Origin of the sequence: Mycolicibacterium septicum DSM 44393 (genome assembly GCF_000455325.1) — a bacterium.
In the GTDB taxonomy this organism is placed as follows: domain Bacteria; phylum Actinomycetota; class Actinomycetes; order Mycobacteriales; family Mycobacteriaceae; genus Mycobacterium; species Mycobacterium septicum.
Window position 1 is genome coordinate 190152 of the sequence record NZ_HG322952.1, and the last position, 22324, is coordinate 212475.

The window sequence follows — 22324 nt, forward strand, 5'->3', positions numbered from 1 at the left end:
CGCGTGGACACGATCCGGCAGACCGCGACGCGCGAGGTGTACCGGAACAACTGGTTGACGCTGCGCGAGGACGACATCGTCCGGCCCGACGGCAGCACCGGCGTCTACGCCGTGGTGGACAAGCCGACCTACGCGCTGGTGATCCCGTACGACCCCGTTCAGGATCGGTTCCACCTCGTCGAACAGTTCCGCTACCCACTCGGACTGCGGCGCTGGGAGTTTCCCCAGGGCACCGCGCCCGAACAGGAGCATCTGGACCCGACTGCGTTGGCCCACCGCGAGCTTCGGGAGGAAACCGGGCTGCGCGCCGAGCACATGGAACGTTTGGGCCAGCTCGATGTGGCCGCCGGGATGAGCAGCCAGCGGGGCTGGGTGTTCCTGGCGACCGGCCTCACCGAGGGTGAACACGAACGCGAGCACGAGGAACAGGACATGCACAGCGCGTGGTTCTCCCGTGCCGAGCTGGACCGCATGATCCGCAACGGTGACATCACCGATGCCCAGAGCCTCGCGGCGCTGACATTTCTGCTGTTGCGCGAGAGCGGAATTCAGCGTTGACATCAACTTAGGTTGAGGTTCTAGCGTCGAGCGCGTGAGCCAACCAGAGGTGATAGTCGACCAGGTCGTCCTTCGAGACGGCTTCGTCCCATTGATCGATATCAGCAGCGCCCGCAATGGCGACCCACGCCAACGCCAGGCGGTGGCCGACGCCATCGGCCGATGCTGCGAGAACAGCGGCTTTTTACTGCTCGTCGGCCATGGAGTGCCCGATGACGTGATCGAGGACGTCAACCGCGCGCTGCGCGAGTTCTTCTCGCTGCCGCAGGCCGTGAAAGAACAGATCGGGGCGGATCCCACCGATCCGCTGGCCCGCGGGTTCAGCAGCGCAGGCAACCTCGCGGCCACCAACGACGGAGCCGACCGCGCGGCCGAGCACGAATCACCGGACCGCGTAGAGAAATTCGTGCACTTCCCGCTGGGCAACCCGGAGGGATACGACGGACCCGGATGGTCAGACGAGCGCGTCTTCGTCGCCGAACGATGGCCCGAGGTGCCCGGATTCCGAACGGCCTACCAACGGTACTACGACGAGATGTCTTCCCTCGCCACCGAATTGGCGCGGCTCTTCGCCCTGGCCCTGGGCCTGCGCGAAGACTGGTTCGACACCTCGATCGACCGGCACAACTCCAACCTGATGGCCAACCACTACCCGGCCGACGACCAACCGGAAGGCCACATCCGGCTGAGCCAGCACAGCGACTGGGGCAACCTGACGATCCTGCTGCAGGACGAATCCCAGAGCGGGCTGCAGGTTCTCAACGATCGTGGTGAGTGGCTCGACGTGCCGGTGGTTCCTGGTGCGTTCGTCATCAACATCGGTGACCTGCTGGCACGGTGGACCAACGACCGGTGGGTCAGCACCGTGCACCGCGTGGTGAGCACCGGAGCGCCGACCGCCGAGCGGTTCACCCTTCCGTTCTTCCACCAGCCGAATTACGACGCGGTGATCGAGTGCATCCCCACCTGCGCCTCAGCGGACAACCCAGCGCGGTACGAGCCGGTGGTGTCGGGACCGTACCTGCTCAACAAGTTCAAGGTCGCCTACGACCTGAGTCCCGGCTGAGGTTGGGGCTCAGTGCCGCTCGGCCAGGGCACGCAGGAAGAACATCAGGTTGGCCGGACGCTCGGCCAACCGCCGCACGAAGTAGCCGTACCACTCGTTGCCGAACGGGACGTACACCCGCACATGGTTGCCCGCATCGGCCAACCGGCGTTGTTCGGCGTCGCGGATGTTGTAGAGCATCTGGTACTCGAAACCGTCCACCCCGCGGCCGAACTCGTCGACCAGTGCCGGTACCGCGTCGATGATCACCGGATCGTGTGAGGCCACCATCGGGTAGCCAGATCCGGCCATGAGCACCCGCAGGCACCGCAGGTAGGAGTCGGTGACCTCCTCGGCGTCCCGGTAGGCCACCGAGGAGGGTTCGTCGTAGGCGCCCTTGCAGAGCCGGATCCGGGCTCCGGCTGCGGCGAACTCTCGGCAATCCGCCTCGGTACGGTGCAGGTAGGCCTGCAGAACCGTGCCCAGCCAGTCGAATTCGGTACGCAGGTCACGCACGATCGACAGGGTCGAGTCGGTGGTGGTGTGGTCCTCGGCGTCCACGGTCACCCAGGCTCCCACCTCACGGGCCTTGGCGCAGATGGTGTGCGCGTTCTCGTAGGCGATCTTCTCGCCGTCGCGCGGCAGTGCCTGGCCGAGGGCCGAGAGCTTGAGCGATACCTCGAGCGGCCGCACTGCCGCGTCGGCGTCACCGCGCTGCGCCAGCCCCTCGAGCAGGGTCAGGTAGGCCTGCACGGTGCGTTCGGCGTCCTCGTTGCTGGTGGTGTCCTCGCCGAGGTAGTCGACGGTGACGAAGCGACCCGAATCGCGCAGGGCACCAACGGTGTCGAGCGCATCCGGCACCGTCTCCCCCGCGACGAAACGGTCGACCACCTTGCGGGTGATGGGGAGGCGTTCAGCGGTGTGGCGCAGCCGCGGCGAGTGCGAAGCGGCCAGGATCGCGGGGCGGGCAACCCGCTGGAACACGCCCATCTCAGGCCTCCATGTGCGGGTAGGTGTGGTTGGTCGGCGGCACGAACGTCTCCTTGATGGAGCGGGCCGAGGTCCAGCGCAACAGATTCAGCGCCGAACCGGCCTTGTCGTTGGTGCCCGACGCCCGCGATCCGCCGAACGGCTGCTGGCCGACGACCGCACCCGTCGGCTTGTCGTTGACGTAGAAGTTGCCTGCCGCGTTCCGCAGCCGGTCTTGGGCGGTCAGCACCGCCGCGCGATCGTCGGCGATCACCGCGCCGGTCAGGGCGTAGCGGGCGCCGGTGTCGACGACGTCGAGGATCCGCTCGTACTCCGCGTCCGGATACACGTGCACGGCCAGGATCGGTCCGAAGTATTCGGTGGAGAAGGCCTCGTCGGTCGGGTCGTCGGACAGCAGGACGGTGGGCCGGACGAAATAGCCCTCGCTGTCGTCATACTCGCCGCCGGCCGCGATGGTGACGCCCGCGGCACCCTTGGCCCGTTCGATGGCCGCGACGTTCTTGGCGAAGGCGCGTTCGTCGATCACGGCCCCGCCGTAGTTGGTCAGGTCGGTGACATCGCCGTACTTGAGGTCCGATGTGGCCGAGAGGAAGTCGTCACCCATCTGGTGCCACACCGAACGCGGGATGAAGGCCCGGGAGGCCGCTGAGCATTTCTGCCCCTGGTAGTCGAAGGCCCCGCGGATCAGGGCGGTGCGCAGCACGTCCGGGCGGGCCGAGGCGTGCGCGACGACGAAGTCCTTGCCACCGGTCTCGCCGACCAACCGTGGATACGTGTGGTAGCGGTCGATGTTGGCGCCGACCTCACGCCACAGGTGCTGGAAGGTGGCGGTCGACCCGGTGAAGTGGATGCCGGCCAGTCGCGGATCAGTCAGTGCCACATCGGAAACCGCGATCCCGTCACCGGTCACCAGGTTGATCACCCCTGGCGGCAGCCCGGCGGCTTCCAGCAGCTGCATGGTCAGGTAGGCCGCGAAGGTCTGGGTGGGTGAGGGTTTCCACACCACGGTGTTGCCCATCAGCGCGGGCGCGGTGGGCAGGTTGCCCGCGATCGCGGTGAAGTTGAACGGGGTGATGGCGTAGACGAAGCCCTCGAGCGGCCGGTGGTCGGTGCGGTTCCAGACGCCGGGGCTGCTGACCGGCTGCTGGGCCAGGATCTGGCGGGCGAACTCGACGTTGAACCGCCAGAAGTCGATCAGCTCGCAGGGCGCGTCGATCTCGGCCTGATAGGCGGTCTTGGACTGGCCGAGCATGGTGGCCGCGGCGATCTTCTCCCGCCACGGCCCGGACAGCAGGTCGGCCGCACGCAGGAACACGGCGGCGCGTTCGTCGAACGGCATCGCCGCCCATTCGTGCTTGGCGGCCAGCGCGGCATCGATGGCCGCGCGGGCGTCGGCATGTTCGGCGTTGGTCAGGGTGCCCAGCCGCGCGCTGTGGCAGTGCGGCTGCACCACGTCGATGCGTGCGCCGCTGCCCATCGTGTGTTTGCCGCCGATGACGTGCGGCAGGTCGATCGGGGCGCCGGCCAGTTCGCCGAGCGCGGTGGCGAGCCGGGTGCGTTCCCCCGAGCCCGGCGCGTAGTCGTGGACCGGCTCGTTGGCCGGCGAGGGCACGTCGGTGATGGCATCCATGAGTCAAGAATCCCCGACGTGACCCACGCAACACTTGTCCGATCAGACAAGCCTTGAGCCGCTAGTCGGTAGAATCGGACAACATGCGGACTACGGGTGTCAGCCTGGGCCAACTGCTGTTGGCGCTGGATGCCACGCTGGTGCGGCTGATCCAGGCGCCACGCGGTCTGGACCTGGCCGTGGCCTCGGCGGCACTGATCGACTCCGACGATGTGCGCCTGGGTCTGGCGCCGTCCGCGGGGGCTGCCGACGTGTTCTTCCTGCTCGGGGTCTCCGAGAAGGATGCGCTGCGCTGGGTCGAGCAACAGACCGCGCGACGGGCGCCCGCGGCCATCTTCGTCAAGGAACCGTCGGCGGCGGTGGTCAGCCACGCGGTGGCGGCGGGCACCGCGGTGGTGGCAGTCGATCCCAGGGCCCGTTGGGAACGGCTCTACCGCTTGGTCAACCACGTCTTCGAGCATCACGGCGACGGCGCGCTGCACGCTTCGGACACCGATCTGTTCGGCCTGGCCCAGTCCGTTGCCGAACGCTCCCACGGCATGGTCAGCATCGAGGATGCCCAGTCGCACGTGCTGGCCTATTCGGCCTCCAGCGACGAGGCGGACGAGTTGCGGCGGTTGTCGATTCTCGGCCGCGCGGGCCCGCCGGAGCATCTGGCCTGGATCGCACAGTGGGGCATCTTCGACGCCTTGCGCTCCCGACCGGAGGCGGTGCGGGTGGCCGAGCGTCCCGAACTGGGGTTGCGCCCCCGGTTGGCCATCGGCATCTTCGCACCCGCCGTCGACGAGCGTCGGGCCCCTGCCTTCGTCGGCACGATCTGGGTTCAGCAGGGCAGCCGTCCGCTGGCCGAGGATGCCGAGGACGTGCTGCGCGGCGCCGCGGTCCTGGCCGCGCGCATCATCGCCCGGCTGGCCTCCGCCCCGTCGACGCACGCCGTGCGGGTGCAGGAGCTCCTGGGGTTGGGCGAGGCAGGCGCTCCGGTCGAGGTGGAGTTGATCGCCAGAGAGTTGGGTGTGGCCGTCGACGGCCGAGCCGCGGTGATCGGCTTCGCCGGCGGCGCTGCGGGTACCCGGCCGGCCGATGTGCTGGCATTGAGCGCCAGCGCTTTTCGCCACGACGCGCAGATGGCGTCGGCGGGGTCCCGTGTCTACGTGTTGTTCCCCAGCACCGGCAAGGCGGTGACCTCGTGGGTGCGCGGCACGGTGTCGGCGCTGCGGGCCGAATTGGGACTGCAGCTGCACGCGGTGATCGCCAGCCCGGTGGCCGGCCTGGCCGGCGCCGCGAGTGCCCGCATCGATGTGGACCGCGTGCTCGACACGGCCGAGCGTCATCCCGGAACGCTGGCCGCGGTCACCTCACTGGCCGAGGCGCGCACCACGGTGCTGCTCGACGAGATCGTCACCGCGATCGCCTCGGACGAGCGGCTGATCGATCCGCGGGTGCGGACACTGCGCGCCGACGAGCCGGTGCTCGCCGAAACCCTGGGCGTATACCTGGACTGCTTCGGCGATGTCGCTGCGGCGGCACAGCATCTACATGTCCACCCCAACACCGTGCGCTACCGGATCCGCCGGGTCGAGCAGTTGCTGGCGGCCTCACTCAACGATGCCGACGTGCGACTGCTGCTCTCGTTGAGCCTGCGCGCGACCGTTTGAGGCCGGGCCGGTGTCCATCGTTCGGTTGACAGACGAATCAGCCGTGAAGTCGTCGCGCGGAGGCCCCCGGAGGAGCACCGTGGGGGTATGACAACCGAAGCGGTCCAGCAGGAATCCGAGCATCCGTATCTCAGCGGGAACTTCGCACCGGTGCACGACGAGGTCACCGTCACCGACCTCACCGTTACCGGGACCATTCCGGACTACCTCGACGGGCGCTATCTGCGCACCGGACCCAACCCGCTGCGAGCTCCCGATCCGCAGCGCTACCACTGGTTCTTCGGCGACGGCATGGCGCACGGGATCCGGCTGCGCGACGGCGCGGCGACCTGGTACCGCAACCGATGGGTGCGGTCGTCGTCGGTGGCCCGCGAGCTCGGCGAGAAATGGGCGGGCGGCGCACACGCGGCGGGATTCGACTTCGCCGCCAACACCAACATCATCGGCCACGCCGGCAAGACCTTCGTCCTCACCGAGGCCGGCGTGCGGCCCTACGAACTCACCGAAGAACTCGACACCGTGGGCCCGTCCGATTTCTGCGGCACCCTGTTCGGCGGCTTCACCGCACACCCCAAGCACGACCCGAAAACCGGTGAGCTGCATGCGGTCTCATACAACCCGATGCGCGGCAACCTGGTCAGCTACACCGTCACCGGGGTGGACGGAAAGGTCCGGCGAGCCGTCGACATTCCCCTGCCCACACAGACGATGATGCACGACTTCACCCTGACCGAACACTACGTCGTGCTCTACGACCTGCCGGTGGTGCTGGACCTGTCCGCTGTGGTCAAGAGCGCCCCGGCCCGCACCGTGACGCGGCTGTTGACCAAGTTCGCCGCCACGCACGTGGCGCCGGACTTCCTGCTGCGTGCAACGATGCGCGGTTCCGAACACCGGGGGTTGCCGTTTTCGGGGATGCCCTACCGGTGGGCACCCGAGCGCGGCGCCCGCGTGGGGGTGATGCCGCGGGAGGGCTCGGCTGCCGACATCCGGTGGTTCGAGGTGCCGACATGCTATGTGTTCCACGCCCTCAACGGTTACGACCACACCGGGGCCGACGGCGAGCAGATCGTCCTCGATGTGGTGCGGCATCCAGCGGTGTTCACCACCGGGGATCAGTTGTTCACCGACTCGGTCACGTTGGACCGCTGGACCATCGACCTGAAAACCGGCCGGGTGCGCGAGCAGCGGCTTCACGACGAGTCACAGGAGTTCCCCCGCGTCGACGAGCGGCTTGTCGGCCTACCCCACCGGTACGGCTACACCGTCGGTATCAATGTCGGGCCGGACGGAGCGCCGACTGCCGTCCTGCGCCACGACCTTCGGGAGGGCGGCACAGAGCGCGTCGAGTTCGGGCCGGGACGCGAGCCCGGCGAGTTCGTCTTCGTGCCGGCCGGTCCGGACGCCGCCGAGAACGAGGGTGTGCTGATGGGATTCGTCTACGACCGCGCCGAGAACCGCAGCGATCTGGTGCTGCTCGACGGGCAGACCCTGGCACCTGTTGGCACCGTGCATATTCCGGTCAGGGTTCCGCACGGCTTCCACGGCAATTGGGTGGCGTCGGACCGTTAGCATCGGCTGATGACCGAGAACGGTCCTGGCCTGCGTGAGCCGTCGAGCTGGCACTGGATGTGGGAGGCCTACGTCTGTGGCCTCTGCATCGCGGCGATGGTGGCGGTGGTGGTGCTGCAGCGGCCCCTCGGCGGGAACGTACCTGTGGCCTGCGGCGCACTCGCCGCCATGGTGGTGATCGTTCTGACGTTCGGCCGCAACGTTATTCGTGATGTGGATCCGTCCGCCGGCCCGGTGAGCGCTCGCGCCGCGGCGTTCGTCGCGGTGATGATCGCACTGTGGCTCATCGCCATGCTGGCAGCCGACGCGGCGGTCACGGCGATCCCGGCGCTGTACCCACTGATCTTCGCCACACTCCCGCTCACCGCTGCCCTGACGCTCACCTTCCTGGTCACCCTGGCTCCACTGGCACTGGCCGCGGCCGTTCATGGGCTGGGGTGGTCGAGCCTGCCCGCAGTGGCGGCGATAACGCTGGCGGGGGCGGTGGCGGCCCCCATCATCGGCACCTCGATCATGACCATCATGCGCCAGCGCAGGCAGTTGGAAGAGACAGTCGCCGAACTGGCGGCCACCCGGGCCGAGACCTCCCGGCTCTCGCGGGAGGCCGGTGCGGCCACCGAGCGGGAGCGGCTGGCCCGGGAAATCCACGACACCCTGGCGCAGGGGTTCACCAGCATCGTCGCGCTCGCCCAGGCCGTGCAGGCCGAGAGCGAGAGCGATCCGGCCGCCGCCGCCCGCCACGTCGAGCTGATCCGCAGCACCGCGCGGGACAACCTGGCCGAGGCCCGCACGATGGTGACCGGGCTGACGCCCGCCGCGTTGGAGGAGGGCTCGCTGTCCGCCGCCCTGCGCCGCCAGGCCGATGGCCTGGCCGCCGAGACCGGGATCGCCGTCGACGTCCGCATCGACGACGATCTACCGCAGCTCGGCATGGCCGCCGATGTGGTGCTGCTGCGCAGTGCGCAGGAGGCGATGGCGAACGTGCGCAGGCATGCCCACGCCAGCGTGCTGCACGTGCGGCTGCAACCGGATGCGGGAGGGGTGCGGCTTTCCTTGTCCGACAACGGCATCGGCCTGCAACCCGATCACGTCGACGGGTTCGGCCTGCGCGGGATGCGGGCCCGGCTCGACCAGGTCGGCGGCACGCTGACGCTGTCCACACCGGAAGGTGGCGGGGTTCGGGTGGTCGTGGCGGTGCCGACATGACGACCGTCTTGCTGGTCGATGATCACCCGGTGGTCCGCGAGGGGCTGCGCGGCATGATCGACGCCGAGGACGACCTGACCGTGATCGGTGAGGCCGGCTCCGGGGCCGAGGCGATCGGGCTGGCCCACACGCTTCGACCCGACGTCATCCTGATGGACCTGCGGATGCCCGGGATCGACGGTGTCACCGCCACCGCACAGATCCTGGCCGACAATCCGTCGACGCACATCGTCGTGGTCACGACCTACGAGAGCGACACCGACATCCTTCGCGCCGTGGAGGCCGGGGCGACCGGCTATCTGCTCAAGGACGCGTCCCGCGCCGAGTTGGCCCGCGCCGTGCGCGACGCCGCGCGCGGCAAGACGGTACTCGCCCCGGGCGTGGCCGACCGGCTGGTGAACGCGGTCCGTGCACCGTCGGTGACACTGTCGACGCGCGAAGCGGAGGTGCTGGCCCTGGTGGGCACGGGGGCTACCAACTCCGATATCGGCCGCGCCCTGCACATCAGCGAGGCCACGGTGAAGACGCATCTGCTGCGCGCGTTCAACAAGCTCGGGGTGTCCGACCGCACGGCAGCGGTCACCACCGCGATGTCTCTGGGATTGCTCGACTGAGCCCGATCAGGCCAGCCGCTGCACGGCGGTGGCGATCCGCTCGTCGGTCGCAGTCAGCGCGACCCGCACGTACCGCGCTCCGGCCGGCCCGTAGAACTCGCCCGGCGCGACCAGGATCCCGCGCTCGGCCAGCCAGCTGACGGTGTCGCGGCACGGCTCACCGCGGGTGGCCCACAGGTACAGGCCTGCCTCGGAGTGCTCGACGGTGAACCCGGCCGCCTGCAGGGCGGGCAGCAGGACCGCACGGCGCTTCAGGTACCGCTCGCGTTGGATCGCTTCGTGCTCGTCGTCATCGAGGGCGGCCACCATCGCGCCCTGCACCGGCGTCGGCACCATCATCCCGGCGTGCTTGCGCACCGCGAGCAGTTCGGCCACCACGGCGGGGTCCCCCGCGACGAAACCGGCGCGGTAGCCGGCCAGCGAAGAGGTCTTGGACAAGGAGTGCACGGCCAGCAGGCCGGTGTGGTCGCCGTCGCAGACCGACGGGTGCAGCACGCTGAACGGCTCGGCTTCCCAGCTCAGGCCCAGGTAGCACTCGTCAGACGCGATCAGTACGCCGCGCTCCCGGGCCCAGGCCACCACCTTGCGCAGGTGGTCCACCCCGAGCACGCGGCCGGTGGGATTGCTGGGCGAGTTCAGGTAGATCAGCGCGGGACGCTGCGGCCCCAGCTGGGTCAGCGAATCGGCGCGCAGCACCTGCGCCCCGGCCAGCAGGGCGCCCACCTCGTAGGTGGGGTAGGCCAGTTCGGGGACGACGACGGTATCGCCTGCACCGATCGCCAGCAGCGTCGGCAGCCAGGCGATCAGCTCCTTGGTGCCGATCACCGGCAGCACCGCGTCCGGCGCCAGGTCGGTGATGCCGTAGCGGCGTTGCAGTGCCGCGGCGGCGGCGGTGCGAAGGGCCTGGGTACCGGCGGTCGTCGGATAGCCCGGGGCGGAGCTGGCGGCGGCCAGCGCATCCCGGATCACCGGCGCCACCGGGTCAACCGGAGTGCCTACCGAAAGGTCGACGATTCCGTCGGGGTGAGACCGGGCCAGAGCCGTGACGTCGGCCAGGGTGTCCCACGGGAACTCTGGCAGTGCCGCCGAACGACGCTGTCGCACCACGTCAGTCTCGAAGCCGGTGTCGACTGTGCTCAGTCCTCGGCCTTGGCCGGCAGATCCTTGATCACCTGCGGATCGTTGTCGGTCTCGCCGACCTTGGAAGCGCCGCCGGGTGAGCCCAGTTCGGAGAAGAAGTCAGCGTTGGCCTGCGCGTAGCTGCTCCACTGGTCCGGCACGTCATCTTCGTAGTAGATGGCCTCGACCGGGCAGACCGGTTCGCACGCGCCGCAGTCCACACACTCGTCGGGGTGGATGTACAGCATGCGTGCACCCTCGTAGATGCAATCGACAGGGCATTCCTCGATACATGCCTTGTCTTTGACGTCGACGCAGGGTTCGGCAATGACGTACGTCACTGATGTCTCTCCTGTCCAGTGGGCTGCTGGGCTCGGTGGTCGGGACTCTGATGAGTTCGACGTCACAGTATGCGTTGCCCATACTTGGACGCTCGTCTCAGTGTGCCCTAACTTCACGCACCACCCATTTAAGGGTGGCGCGTAGTAACTGATACTAAACGTCGCAGATACACCTCGCCTAGTCGCCATGGCCTATTACTTGCCCCTTCGGCGACGCCATACAACTAGTTGCATAGGACCGCCGGTCCCACCTACTCTGCCGACATGGGGTTGGCCTATCCGAACCTTTTGTCACCGTTGGACCTCGGGTTCACCACGCTGCGCAACCGGGTGGTGATGGGCTCGATGCACACCGGTCTGGAGGACCGCGCCGGCGACACCGCGAAGCTGGCCGAGTACTTCGCCGAGCGGGCCCGCGGCGGCGTCGGGCTGATCATCACCGGCGGCTACGCACCGAACAAGACCGGCTGGCTGCTGCCCTTCGCCTCACAGCTCGTGTCCTCGTCAGAGGCACGGCGGCATCGCCGGATCACCGGCGCCGTACACGAGGCCGACGGCAAGATCCTGCTGCAGATCCTGCACGCCGGACGCTATGCCTACCATCCACTTTCGGTGAGCGCGTCCGCGATCAAGGCCCCCATCAACCCATTCCGGCCACGCGCGCTGCGCGATGTCCAAGGCACCATCGACGACTTCGTCCGCTGCGCACTGCTGGCCCGCGAGGGCGGTTACGACGGTGTCGAGATCATGGGCAGCGAGGGCTATCTGCTCAACCAGTTCCTGGCACCGCGGACCAACAAGCGCACCGACGCGTGGGGCGGCACCCCGGAGAAACGACGCCGCTTCCCGGTCGAGATCGTGCGCCGCGTGCGCGAGGCGGTGGGCTCCGATTTCATCATCTGCTACCGGATGTCGATGGCGGATTACGTCGAGGACGGCCAGAGCTGGGACGAAATCGTCGCGCTGGCAACCGAAGTCGAGGCAGCCGGAGCGACGATCGTCAACTCGGGATTCGGCTGGCACGAGGCACGCGTGCCCACGATCGTCACCTCGGTACCCAACAGCGCATTCGTCGACATCAGCAGCGCGCTGGCCGAGCACATCTCGATCCCGGTGGTGGCCTCCAACCGGATCAACATGCCGCAGACCGCCGAACAGACGCTGGCCGATACCCACGTGCAGTTGATCTCGATGGCCCGGCCCTTCCTCAGCGATCCGGACTGGGTGCTCAAGGCCGCCGAGGAGCGCGTCGACGAGATCAACACCTGCATCGCCTGCAATCAGGCCTGCCTCGATCACGCCTTCGTGCACAAGAAGGTCTCGTGCCTGCTCAACCCGCGGGCCGGCCGGGAGACATCGCTGGTGCTCAGCCCGACGCGCCGGGCCCGGTCGGTGGCCGTCGTCGGCGCCGGACCGGCCGGGCTGTCCGCCGCGGTCAGTGCCGCCCAGCGCGGCCACCGGGTCACGCTGTTCGAGGCGGGGTCGGCGATCGGCGGCCAATTCGACCTGGCCAGAAGGATTCCCGGCAAGGAAGAGTTCAACCAGACCATCCGGTACTACACCACGATGCTGGACAAGCTCGAGGTCGACGTGCGGCTGGGGGTCCGGGCCGGGCTCGACGACCTGGCCGGTTTCGACGACGTGGTGCTGGCCAGCGGGGTTACTCCGCGGCTACCCGCCATTCCCGGCATCGACCATCCGAAGGTCCTCACCTACGCGCAGGCCATCACCGGCGCGCCTGTGGGCAAGTCGGTGGCGGTGATCGGCGCGGGCGGAATAGGTTTCGATGTCAGCGAATTCCTGACGACCGACGAGTCACCGACGCTCAACCTCAAGGAATGGAAGGCGGAGTGGGGCGCGGCCGATCCGCAGGAAACGCGCGGAGCGCTCACCACTCCCCTGCCCGCCCCGGCCGTCCGCGAGGTGTACCTGCTGCAGCGCACCAAGGGCGCACAGGGCCGCAACCTCGGCAAGACCAGCGGCTGGGTGCACCGGGCCTCGCTGAAAGCCAAAGGGGTACATCAACTTTCCGAGGTGAACTACGAGCTCATCGATGACGAGGGGCTGCACATCAGCTTCGGCTCCGAACACCGCGATCGGCGGGTGCTCCCCGTCGACAACGTGGTGATCTGCGCCGGGCAGGAGTCGGTCCGCGATCTTGAGGATGCGTTGCGCGGCGCCGGCATCGAGCCCCACATCATCGGAGGCGCCGCTGTGGCAGCCGAACTCGACGCGAAGCGGGCGATCCGTCAGGGCACCGAGTTGGCCGCTCGCCTGTAGTCCACCTGCACCGCGAGCGACCGCGTCTGTACGGAGACACGCCGTATTTCTCGGCATTTTGCGGTCGCTCACGGTGCGGGCATCAGGCCTGCTTGAGGGCTTCGATCTCCAGGGTGACGGTGATCTTGTCGCCGACGACGGTGCCGCCGGTCTCCAGCGGCATGTCGATGTCGATGCCGAAGTCCTTGCGGTTCAACACCACCGAGGCTTCGAACCCGGCGACAGCGCCCTGGCCCATGCCGGGGTTCACACCGTTGTACTCGAGCTTGAGCGAAACCGGCTTGGTCACACCCTTGAGCGTGAAGTCGCCGTCGACGACGTAGTCGTCGCCATCGGGGCGCACGGCGGTCGAGACGAAGGTGGCGGTCGGGTAGTGCTCGGCGTCGAAGAAGTCTGCGGAGCGCACGTGGGCGTCGCGCTGCTCGTTGCGGGTGTTGATCGAGTTGACGTCGATGGTGGCGCTGACCGACGGGGTGCCATCCTCGGCAACGGTGACGGCGCCGCTGAACGTCTCGAAGCTGCCACGGACCTTGCTCACCATCAGGTGGCGGACCGAAAAGTTGATCGACGAATGGACCGGGTCGATGGCCCAGGTGCCTGCGGTCAGGTCGGTGGCTACTGCGACGGTCATGATGTCTCCTTGGTTCGAGAGCCGGTCGGTCCGGCACCTTCACCAAGCACTAACCGGACTGTGGTCCGATTCAATTCCCGAAATTCAGAATTTTTCTCTGTCACAGCTCCGCGAGCGACCGCTCAGGTACGCAAAATGCGGCGTGTCGGCGTACAGACACGGTCGCTCGCGGTGCAGAGGGGCTACTTCTGGTGCAGAAGGGCAGAGGGGCTACTTCTTATGCCTTCTTATGCCGCCAGGGGCGAGTAGTCAGTGGTGCGCTGACGGGCGGGGCGGCCGATGCCCTCGGCGATCGCCACGAGTTCGGCCACGGTCTTGGCCGAGCCGTTCTCCGAGCCGGCCATCCGGGAGATGGTCTCCTCCATCAACGTGCCGCCCAGATCGTTGGCACCGCCGCGCAGCATCACCTGCGTGCGCTCGATGCCGAGCTTGACCCAGCTGGTCTGAATCGACGGGATCCGGCCGTGCAACATGATCCGGGCCAACGCGTGTACGGCCCGGTTGTCACGGTGCGTCGGCCCGGGACGCGCGCCCCCGGCCAGGTACAGCGGCGAGGACTGGTGCACGAACGGCAGCGGCACGAATTCGGTGAATCCGCCGGTCTTGTCCTGGATGCCGCGCAGCACGTTGAGGTGCCCGACCCAGTGCTTGGGGGTGTCCACGTGGCCGTACATCATCGTCGACGACGAGCGCAGGCCCACCTCGTGCGCGGTGGTCACCACGTTGATCCATTCCGACGTCGGCAGCTTGCCCTTGGTGAGCACCCAGCGCACCTCGTCGTCGAGGATCTCGGCGGCCGTGCCCGGAATGGTGTCCAGACCGGCCTCGCGCAGGCTGGTCAGCCATTCCCGGACGGACAGCCCGCTGCGGGTCACGCCGTTCGCGATCTCCATCGGGCTGAACGCGTGCACGTGCATCGACGGAACCCGCGCCTTGACGGCCCGCACCAGATCGGCGTACCCGGTGACCGGAAGCTCGGGGTCGATGCCGCCCTGCATGCAGACCTCGGTGGCACCGGCGACATGGGCCTCCCAGGCGCGGTCGGCCACCTCGTCGGTGGATAGCGAGTACGCGTCGGCGTCGCCCTTGCGCTGCGCGAACGCGCAGAACCGGCAGCCGGTGTAGCAGATGTTGGTGAAGTTGATATTGCGGTTGACCACGAACGTGACGTCATCCCCGACGACATCGCGGCGCAACGAATCCGCCAGTGCGGTAACGGCTTCCAGCGCCGGACCGTCCGCGGTGGCCAGCGCGAGATACTCGTCGTCGCTGCAGCCGCCCGGATCGCGTTCGGCGGAGCGCAAGGCGGCCAGCACATCGGTGTCGATGCGTTCGGGCGCGCGGGCCGCCAGCTCGTGCACCTTGGCGCGGATCGACTCCCAGTCGCCGAATGCACTGTCCAGGTCGCTGCGGGTCTCGGTGAGCCGGCCCTCGGAGTCGATCGCGGAGTGCAGATCGATACGGCCCAGCGATTCGGACGCCTCGTCGGGTTCCTGCCATGGGCGTCCGACCGGGTTGACGTCGAGCGCGAACCCGGTGTCGGGATCGGCCAGCGCGTCCACATGCCCACGCACCCGCGGGTCGATCCAGGCCGCACCCGCCTGCACGTACTGGGGTTGGGCAGTCAGCCGCTGGACCAGGTCGTAGCCGGCCTCGGCGGTCACGTCGGCCAGATCCTCCAGCGCCGGCCAGGGCCGCTCGGGGTTGACGTGATCGGGGGTCAGCGGTGAGACGCCGCCCCAGTCGTCGACGCCGGCACCGATGAGGGCCAGGCATTCGTCCCGCGAGACCAGATTGGGCGGAGCCTGGATACGCATCTTCGGCCCCAGCACCAGACGCGTCACCGCGATTGTCGCCAGGAAGTCGTCGATCCCCGCATCCGGGGTCGACGCCATCGCGGTGTGGTCCTTGGCCCGGAAGTTCTGCACGATCACTTCTTGAACGTGTCCGAATTCCTTGTGGGACTTGCGGATCGCATGCATGGTCTCGGCCCGCTCGGTCAGCGTCTCGCCGATACCGACCAGCAAGCCGGTCGTGAACGGGATCGACAACCGGCCGGCGTCGTCCAGCGTGCGCAACCGCACCGCGGGATCCTTGTCCGGGCTGCCGTAGTGGGCCTCGCCCTTGACCTCGAACAAGCGCCGCGACGTGGTCTCCAGCATCATGCCCATCGACGGTGCGACGGGCTTCAGTCGCGACAGCTCCGACCAGCTCATCACGCCCGGATTCAGATGCGGCAGCAGGCCGGTCTCCTCCAGCACCCGGATGGCCATGGCCCGCACGTAGTCCAACGTGGAGTCGTAGCCGCGCTCGTCGAGCCACTGCCGGGCCTCGTCCCAGCGGTCCTCGGGGCGGTCACCGAGGGTGAACAGCGCTTCCTTGCAACCCAGCTCGGCACCGCGGCGCGCGACGTCGAGAATTTCGTCGGGCTCCATGTACATGCCCATGCCCTGTGCGCGCAGCTTGCCGGGCACGGTGACAAAAGTGCAGTAATGGCAGGTGTCGCGGCACAGGTGTGTCACCGGAATGAACACCTTGCGCGAGTAACTGACCGGCAGCCGGTCATTCGCTCCACGCCGGCCCGCCGATTCGAGCCCGGCGTCACGCACCCGGGCGGCGCTGGCACACAGATCAGCCAGATCTTCGCCGCGGGCCGTCAACGCGATGGCGGCCTCGTCGACGTTGAGGGTCACGCCGTCGCGGGCCCGGCGCAATACCCGCCGCAGGGCGGCCGAAGTCGTCGGCGCGCTGGGCACCGTGGATTTCGGTGGGACGGCCGGGGTGGGCAGATCGGCGCCGTGCTGGGGGTTCAGAGCCACTCCCGTGTAACCCCGTCGTTGTGCACAATCATCCACGCGTCTCACATTCTGAAACCAATGCGCCCGGCATACCGGCCACGATAGACCCAGCGTGTCAGCACGGTGTGAGGCCCTTAGTGGACACACAACTTAAAGAAGCGACCAACGGGCTACCGACCACGTAAGTTGTTCCCGTCGGGAAGGGGATACCGGAGGAGTCGTGATGTCTACAAGTGTTCGTTCGTATCTGGTCGCGGGAGCCGCCGCGGCGACAGCCACAGCCATCGCCCTCACCCCGGTACAAGCAGCTCCTGCTGATATCGCCGTCCCCGCACACCCGACCTCCACCCAGCCGCAGCTGACCCAGGCCATGGTCGACCTGCTCGCCGCGGCCAGCCGGATGACGGCTGCGGTGGCCCCGAAGCTGCCCGACCAGACAGGTGCCGCCCCGGCACTGGGGGTCGCTCCGTCGGGTGCCGTCACGACCGGTGCCACGGCTGCGCCCACCGCGATCGCGATCGCACCCAACCTGGCCAACACCATCGACCAGGTCTATGTGACGGTCGAGCCCTGGGTGCAGTGGGGATTCGAAGTCGGCGCATACGCACTCGGATGGATTCCCTGGGTCGGCGGATGGGCCGGCGGCCTGCTGATGGACGCCTACAACTTCGGCCAATCCCTCGTCGCCAGCGGCGTCTTCAACTTCACCGACTGGTTGCGCGGTGACGGCGGCATCATCCAGAACCTCGCCGACTTCGGCGTGGATGCCGTCCTGGCCGTCGCCTGGCTGGGCATCGACGTCGTCGGCACATTCATCCCGTTGCCCCCGATCCCACTGCCGCCGCGTCCGCCGCTGCAGGGACCGTTCCTGGCCAGCACGCTCGCCGCACCGACAGCAGCCCTCGAAGGCGCCGTCCAGAACCCGCTCACCCACCTGACCGATGCGATCACCAAGGCTCGCGACGACTTCGCCACGGCGGTCAAGTCGCTGACCGAGGGAACCGGCCTCGCGGCCCTCACCGACCGGCTCAAGGCGCAGGCGGCGGCCGATGGAGAGAATCCGATCACCGAGCTCGTCGGAAGCACGGTCGAAAAAGCCGAAAAGGCCATCGAAGGCACCATCGCGACCACCAAGGAAGCATCGGAGCACCTCACCAACGGCCTGGACGAGACCACCAAGACCGTCTCGAACGACGCCGAACCGCAGGAGATCACGACCGCACAGAGCGACGACGTCAGCGTCGTCCCCAAGTCGGTGCGCCAGTCGCTGCGGAAGGCTCAGGACGCAACCGCGGTCGACACGACAGAAGCGGCCGACAAGGCACCGGGCCGCGCCGTCGTCTCAAGCAAACAGGGCATCCGCTCTGCTGTCGACAAATCGGCGGCGGGTGTGAAGAAAGCCGCGGACGACACCCGTGAGGCGGTCAAGAACGCCGTCAAGAACGTGGCGCCGAAGCCCAAGGTCAAGAAGGAAAAGACCGTGTCGTCCAAGGATTCCCAGCAGTCCAAGGACAACAGCAAGTCGGACAACGACAAGAAGTAGTCAGCGGCGGTAACTCAGTCGCAGCATCGCCGCCGGTGGTAACGCGCCGGCGGCGATGAATATCAGCGAGCCGTAGGCCATCACGCCTCGGCCGGCGAAAATGATGTCTCCGCCCGGGCCGCCGAAGGTCATCGCCACGACGGTGGCCAGCCAGGTCCACAACGGCAGCGCAGCCATCCGCATGGAATCGGTCCAGTACATGGCCGCCCACACGAGGGCGGTGTTGACCGCTCCGGCCACCAACGCACTCACCGGAAACGGGATCGACCCAACATATGACGGCAGCAGCAATGCGCCTACGACGGCCGAGATGACGCCGTCAACCGCGAGGAGTGCCAGGACGACGCGACCCAGCACAAGGTCTGAGGGCGGGGTCAGGTCGGGATGCTGTCGAGCAGACCGACAAGCGAACCCACCACCCACTGGAAGTTGTCCGCGCGGTCCTGCCAGTGCTGCAGGTTCGGATCCAGATCGGGGTCCATGAATGTCCCTTCGACGCCTCTGATTCACCGGAGCTTACCGCGTCCAGTTTTGGCTATTGCAGATTCAGTCCGTGCAGCAGGTCGGTTTCCCACCCACGCGCATCCCGCTCCCCCGGGTTGCCCGACACCAGCACGTAGTGCTCCTCGCCCAACAGCGGCAGGGCAAGGTTGTTGGACAGCGCGAACACGCCTCCGTCGGGGGCGACGGTGACCTGGGTGGCGTGGGCGCGCATCGCGGCGACCTTGGCGGGCAGCTGCGCGGTGGCGTCGACGACCGCATCGATCTGATCGTCGGCGTACCCGAACGGAACATCCCCCACGTCGATCCGGATCCAGTCCTCGGGTACGTCCTGCAGACCCTTGAGCCCGGCCCGCATCGCGGTGCTCGCCATGACCGTCCAATAGAACTTGGGGACGTCCCAGCCGGCGGCCGCGACGGCCGCGGTGGTGACGCGGTGCGCCTGCTTGTGATCGGGGTGCCCGTACCCGCCATCGGGGTCGTAGGTGACGACGACGTGCGGTCGCAGGTTCTCGATGATCTGCACCAGTTCGCCGACCGCCTCGCCGAAGTCGGCGTCGATGAAGCGCTGTTGCTTGCGCGCCGGTGAACCTTCCATGCCCGAGTCGCGCCACCGACCGGGGCCGCCGAGGAACTGCGGTGCGCCGATGCCGAGCGCGCTCAGCGCCTTGGTCAGCTCGCTGATCCGGTATCCGCCGAGTTGATCGGCGTGGTCGACGGCCAACTGCGCGTAGCGGTCACCGATGACCTCACCCTCCTCGCCGAGGGTGCACGTCACCACATGCACGTCGGCCCCGAGCGCGGCGTAATGCGCGATCGTGGCACCCGTGGTGAGGGTTTCGTCGTCCGGATGGGCGTGGACGAACAGCAGGCGGGGCGTTTCGCTGGGCATCGTGAGCGACGATAGCCGTGCATCGTCGGCCGCGCCGTAAGACCCGCTCCACCAGCGTTTCCACAACGCTGACGAATCCGCGTATCCCGCATACATTCACGGAGTGACCCGGCGCGAGCTCGAGTTCGGCTGCAGCATCATCGTCGTCGGGTTGCTGGCCGGTCTGGCGGGTATGGCGACGACGGTTCTCCTGCACTTCGTCGAACACCTCACCTACGCCTACTCGTTCGGCTCCTTGCTCGAGGGTGTCACCGGCAGCAGCCCGGTGCGCCGCGCGGTCGGGCCGATGATCGGCGGGGCGCTGGCCGGGTTCGGCTGGTGGATTCTGCGTCGGCACTACGAAGTCCCCGGGCTGGGTTCGACCATCGCCGAGCACAGGCCCATCCCGCGGGTTTCGCTGACGCTCGACGCGGCGCTGCAGGTCCTGGTGGTGGGTTCCGGCGCGTCCCTGGGCCGCGAGGGTGCACCCCGCCAGGTTGCCGCGGTACTCGGCGATGCCGGAACCTCACGGTGGGCGCTGACACCCCACGACCGCGAGATCCTGCTCGCCTGCGCCGCGGGAGCCGGGCTCGGAGCGGTCTACAGCGTGCCGATCGGCGGCGCCTTGTTCGCGATCCGGATCATGTTGCGCACGTGGCATCCGCGGGCTGTCGGCGCCGCGTTGATCACCTCAGCGCTCGCGGTGGCGGTCGCCTCGCCGGTGACACATGTTCGGGCTCCGCTGGATTGGCCGGACCCGAGCCTGTCTTACCTGTTGACCGGTTTCGCTTTGGTCCTGGCGCCACTGGCTCTGGTGGTGGGCATGGCCTTCAACCGGATCATGGCGCTGGCCCGGCCCACGGCACCGGTCACGTCGTGGCTGATCATCCCGGGCATTGCCGCGGCGGGCCTGCTCGTCGGTCTCGGTTCGCTGTGGTGGCCGGAGCTTCCGGGTAACGGGAAGAGCATTCTGACGGTCAGCCTCGCCAGCGGGATGACGCTCGGATCCGCGGCGGTGATCCTGCTCCTGAAGCCCGTCCTCACCGCGGTCTTTCTGCGCGCCGGCGCGGTGGGCGGCATGCTGACGCCCGCGCTGGCGACCGGCGCCGCGCTCGGTTCACTCGTGGCGCTGGCGATCAACACGCTTGGTCTTCACCCCGTCAGCGTCGCTGCCGTGTCATTGACCTGTGCGGCCGGAGTACTCGCGGTGACGCAGCGCGCACCGATCTGGGCCGCGCTGTTCGTGTGGGAGTTGGCGCGGCCCCCGCTGTGGGTTTTGCTGCCCTTCCTGGCCGCTGCGCTGGCCGCGTACGGACTGCACGCGCTGCGCGAGCGCCGCACCGAAGCGCCGGTCGACTGACCCGTCGGCGGGCAAACCCGGCAACGGATTCCGTCGTTCTTGGAACTGACCGAGCCTGCCACTTCGTTGCCAATGCAAAGACTGGTACGTGTACCGAGACCGACGGTCTCACTAGTGTCGGGCGCCGCATTCGACCGGCGTCTGTTTTACAGATCACACCATGATGTCCACTGTGCCCGCGCTAACTCTCCGCCAGGCGCCGCGCCGACATTACCGCTGGGTAACCTAACCGCACTTATCGCCGACGGCTTCGCTGGCAATCGATTGGCCACCCCTGTCATATGTTTGCTACATCAGGTGCACAGCCAGTCGGAATATCGCTACTTTCGGTATCGCAACCATGTACCGCGACCTCGGGAAATGCGCACTACCAGTGATAACCCAGATACCCGAAGTTCATTTGCGGAGCCATCAGCGGGGTCAGTCGAGCTGAAAAAATGCTTAGAAAATTTGCAGACAACCGAACTTACTTTGGGGTAACTTCTGCGCCGACCTTAGTTACGCTCCCGTAAGGAGATTCAATGCAACTCGCTGCTCGGTCGTACATGGCCGCGGGGGTAGCACTTGTAGGTGCCAGCGCGATCGCGGTCAGCCCGATGGCTCCGCCCGCCCCAGAAGTGCACATGCCCGTAGCGCTGACGGCAGCCATCGAGAACCCACTGACCGTCTTCGAACCGGCGATCGCCGCCACGCAGACGTTGTTCAACAACTTCATCGAACGCCAGACCACCAATCCGCTTCCGGTCCTGCGCCAGCTCGCCACCAATGTGGCCACGGGCGTCCAGGTATTCGCAAACACTGATCCCGTCCTGGTTGTTGCGCTGGCACTGACACACGGCGTCATCACCGCCCAGGAGATCGGGCCCAACCTGGCCGCGCTCGGGGAGACCACCTCCTCGGCGATGAATGCACTCGTGGAGAACCTCGGTGTACTCGCCGCCGGACTGCCCGATGCGCTGCAGGCCGCGGGCGCCCTGATTGCCGCCGGCGATCCCAACGGTGCCATCAACGCGATCATGGGCCCGGGCGTGCAGCCGATCATCAACATCATGCTCGAAACCGTGAACCCCCAGATCAACGCTGTCGGTCACGTGCTCGGCGTTCCTCAGCCGATTCTCGACGCTGCGACGGAGTCCACCCTCGGCGTCTTGATCGCCGTGGCCTCGGCAACCGTGGGTATCGGATTCGACCTCCCCGGTTATCCCCTGCCCCTCGTGAAGCAGGTCATCGCCGGGACTCAGAGCGTGCTGGCGGCTGCCGCTTCGGGCGATCCGGGCACCTTCGTGAATGCCTTGCAGCACAGCGTTGCCGACTTCGCAGCCGATGTCGCATACCAGGTGGATCAGACGATCAGCATGGGTAACTACATCGCGGATTCGTTCACCAACGCCCTCAAGCAGATCACGCCCAAGCCGGTCCCCTTCCCGGATATCGATGATCTGCCCAAGGCTCTGGCCGCACCGGCCCCCGCCGTCGCGGCCACCACGGCGGTCACCACGGCGCTCAAGCCGGCGGCCACGCCGGTTGAGAAGACGGAGTCTGCTCCGGCCACCGAGGCCGACAACGCCTCTGGCACCGGGACGGATACTTCGGCCGCGCCGACCACCGAC

Annotated in this window: 18 protein-coding genes; 10 read left to right on the forward strand and 8 right to left on the reverse strand. The window is 67.7% G+C overall.

The window, feature by feature from the left end; translation table 11 throughout:
• The first annotated feature begins 3 nt into the window (after positions 1-3).
• Together TX88_RS35240 and TX88_RS20855 are read left to right on the forward strand one after the other, a co-directional pair.
• Entirely contained in the window at positions 4-558 is a 555-nt protein-coding gene (locus tag TX88_RS35240; protein ID WP_044521480.1) for an NUDIX domain-containing protein, read from the forward strand.
• Positions 559-592: 34 nt separating this feature from the next.
• Positions 593-1624: an isopenicillin N synthase family dioxygenase gene (locus tag TX88_RS20855; RefSeq protein ID WP_049925232.1), complete on the forward strand. Its 1032-nt coding sequence runs from the start codon at positions 593-595 to the stop codon at positions 1622-1624.
• A gap of 9 nt (positions 1625-1633) precedes the next feature.
• Here the strand turns inward: TX88_RS20855 and TX88_RS20860 are convergent, their stop codons facing one another.
• Both TX88_RS20860 and pruA read right to left on the reverse strand, forming a co-directional pair.
• Positions 1634-2593, reverse strand: a complete 960-nt coding sequence (locus TX88_RS20860; RefSeq protein ID WP_044519816.1) for a proline dehydrogenase family protein — start codon at positions 2591-2593, stop codon at positions 1634-1636.
• A 1-nt stretch (position 2594) separates the two neighbouring features.
• A complete protein-coding gene (pruA, locus tag TX88_RS20865) occupies positions 2595-4223 on the reverse strand; it encodes an L-glutamate gamma-semialdehyde dehydrogenase (protein WP_044519817.1) in 1629 nt (542 codons plus the stop codon).
• A gap of 83 nt (positions 4224-4306) precedes the next feature.
• On the opposite strand from pruA, the gene TX88_RS20870 reads away from it, so the two are divergent.
• From TX88_RS20870 to TX88_RS20885, 4 genes are all read left to right on the forward strand, one after another.
• Positions 4307-5878: a helix-turn-helix domain-containing protein gene (locus tag TX88_RS20870; protein WP_044519819.1), complete on the forward strand. Its 1572-nt coding sequence runs from the start codon at positions 4307-4309 to the stop codon at positions 5876-5878.
• A gap of 87 nt (positions 5879-5965) precedes the next feature.
• Positions 5966-7450: a carotenoid oxygenase family protein gene (locus TX88_RS20875; RefSeq protein WP_044519820.1), complete on the forward strand. Its 1485-nt coding sequence runs from the start codon at positions 5966-5968 to the stop codon at positions 7448-7450.
• 9 nt (positions 7451-7459) lie between these two features.
• Positions 7460-8656, forward strand: a complete 1197-nt coding sequence (locus TX88_RS20880) for a sensor histidine kinase (protein ID WP_049925235.1) — start codon at positions 7460-7462, stop codon at positions 8654-8656.
• Positions 8653-9270 carry a response regulator gene (locus TX88_RS20885; protein WP_044519821.1) on the forward strand — a complete coding sequence of 206 codons (618 nt, stop codon included), beginning with the start codon at positions 8653-8655 and terminating at the stop codon, positions 9268-9270. The genes TX88_RS20880 and TX88_RS20885 overlap by 4 nt, the downstream gene beginning before the upstream one ends.
• A gap of 6 nt (positions 9271-9276) precedes the next feature.
• Here the strand turns inward: TX88_RS20885 and dapC are convergent, their stop codons facing one another.
• Together dapC and fdxA are read right to left on the reverse strand one after the other, a co-directional pair.
• Positions 9277-10377 (reverse strand): succinyldiaminopimelate transaminase, encoded by a 1101-nt coding sequence (dapC, locus tag TX88_RS20890; protein ID WP_044519822.1) that lies wholly within the window; start codon positions 10375-10377, stop codon positions 9277-9279.
• Positions 10378-10406: 29 nt separating this feature from the next.
• A complete protein-coding gene (gene fdxA / locus TX88_RS20895; RefSeq protein ID WP_044519824.1) occupies positions 10407-10730 on the reverse strand; it encodes a ferredoxin in 324 nt (107 codons plus the stop codon).
• A 264-nt stretch (positions 10731-10994) separates the two neighbouring features.
• Between fdxA and TX88_RS20900 the strand changes: the two genes are divergently transcribed.
• Positions 10995-13010 carry an NADPH-dependent 2,4-dienoyl-CoA reductase gene (locus TX88_RS20900; RefSeq protein WP_110918115.1) on the forward strand — a complete coding sequence of 672 codons (2016 nt, stop codon included), beginning with the start codon at positions 10995-10997 and terminating at the stop codon, positions 13008-13010.
• 82 nt (positions 13011-13092) lie between these two features.
• On the opposite strand, the gene TX88_RS20905 is transcribed toward TX88_RS20900, so the two are convergent.
• Together TX88_RS20905 and TX88_RS20910 are read right to left on the reverse strand one after the other, a co-directional pair.
• A complete protein-coding gene (locus TX88_RS20905; protein WP_044519826.1) occupies positions 13093-13641 on the reverse strand; it encodes a YceI family protein in 549 nt (182 codons plus the stop codon).
• 227 nt (positions 13642-13868) lie between these two features.
• On the reverse strand, positions 13869-16460 hold the full coding sequence (locus TX88_RS20910; RefSeq protein WP_044519827.1) for a bifunctional FO biosynthesis protein CofGH: 2592 nt from the start codon (positions 16458-16460) through the stop codon (positions 13869-13871).
• A gap of 202 nt (positions 16461-16662) precedes the next feature.
• Between TX88_RS20910 and TX88_RS32860 the strand changes: the two genes are divergently transcribed.
• Positions 16663-17982, forward strand: a complete 1320-nt coding sequence (locus TX88_RS32860; RefSeq protein WP_162563191.1) for a hypothetical protein — start codon at positions 16663-16665, stop codon at positions 17980-17982.
• Here TX88_RS32860 and TX88_RS20920 read toward each other — a convergent pair whose 3' ends face one another.
• Both TX88_RS20920 and mshB read right to left on the reverse strand, forming a co-directional pair.
• Positions 17983-18405 (reverse strand): hypothetical protein, encoded by a 423-nt coding sequence (locus tag TX88_RS20920; protein ID WP_044519828.1) that lies wholly within the window; start codon positions 18403-18405, stop codon positions 17983-17985.
• A gap of 112 nt (positions 18406-18517) precedes the next feature.
• Complete coding sequence (gene mshB / locus TX88_RS20925) at positions 18518-19375, reverse strand: N-acetyl-1-D-myo-inositol-2-amino-2-deoxy-alpha-D-glucopyranoside deacetylase (RefSeq protein ID WP_044519829.1); 858 nt, start codon at positions 19373-19375, stop codon at positions 18518-18520.
• A gap of 103 nt (positions 19376-19478) precedes the next feature.
• Between mshB and TX88_RS20930 the strand changes: the two genes are divergently transcribed.
• Together TX88_RS20930 and TX88_RS20935 are read left to right on the forward strand one after the other, a co-directional pair.
• On the forward strand, positions 19479-20714 hold the full coding sequence (locus TX88_RS20930) for a chloride channel protein (protein WP_044519830.1): 1236 nt from the start codon (positions 19479-19481) through the stop codon (positions 20712-20714).
• A 521-nt stretch (positions 20715-21235) separates the two neighbouring features.
• Positions 21236-22324: hypothetical protein (locus TX88_RS20935; RefSeq protein ID WP_162563192.1), on the forward strand; the 1089-nt coding region annotated here is incomplete at its 3' end.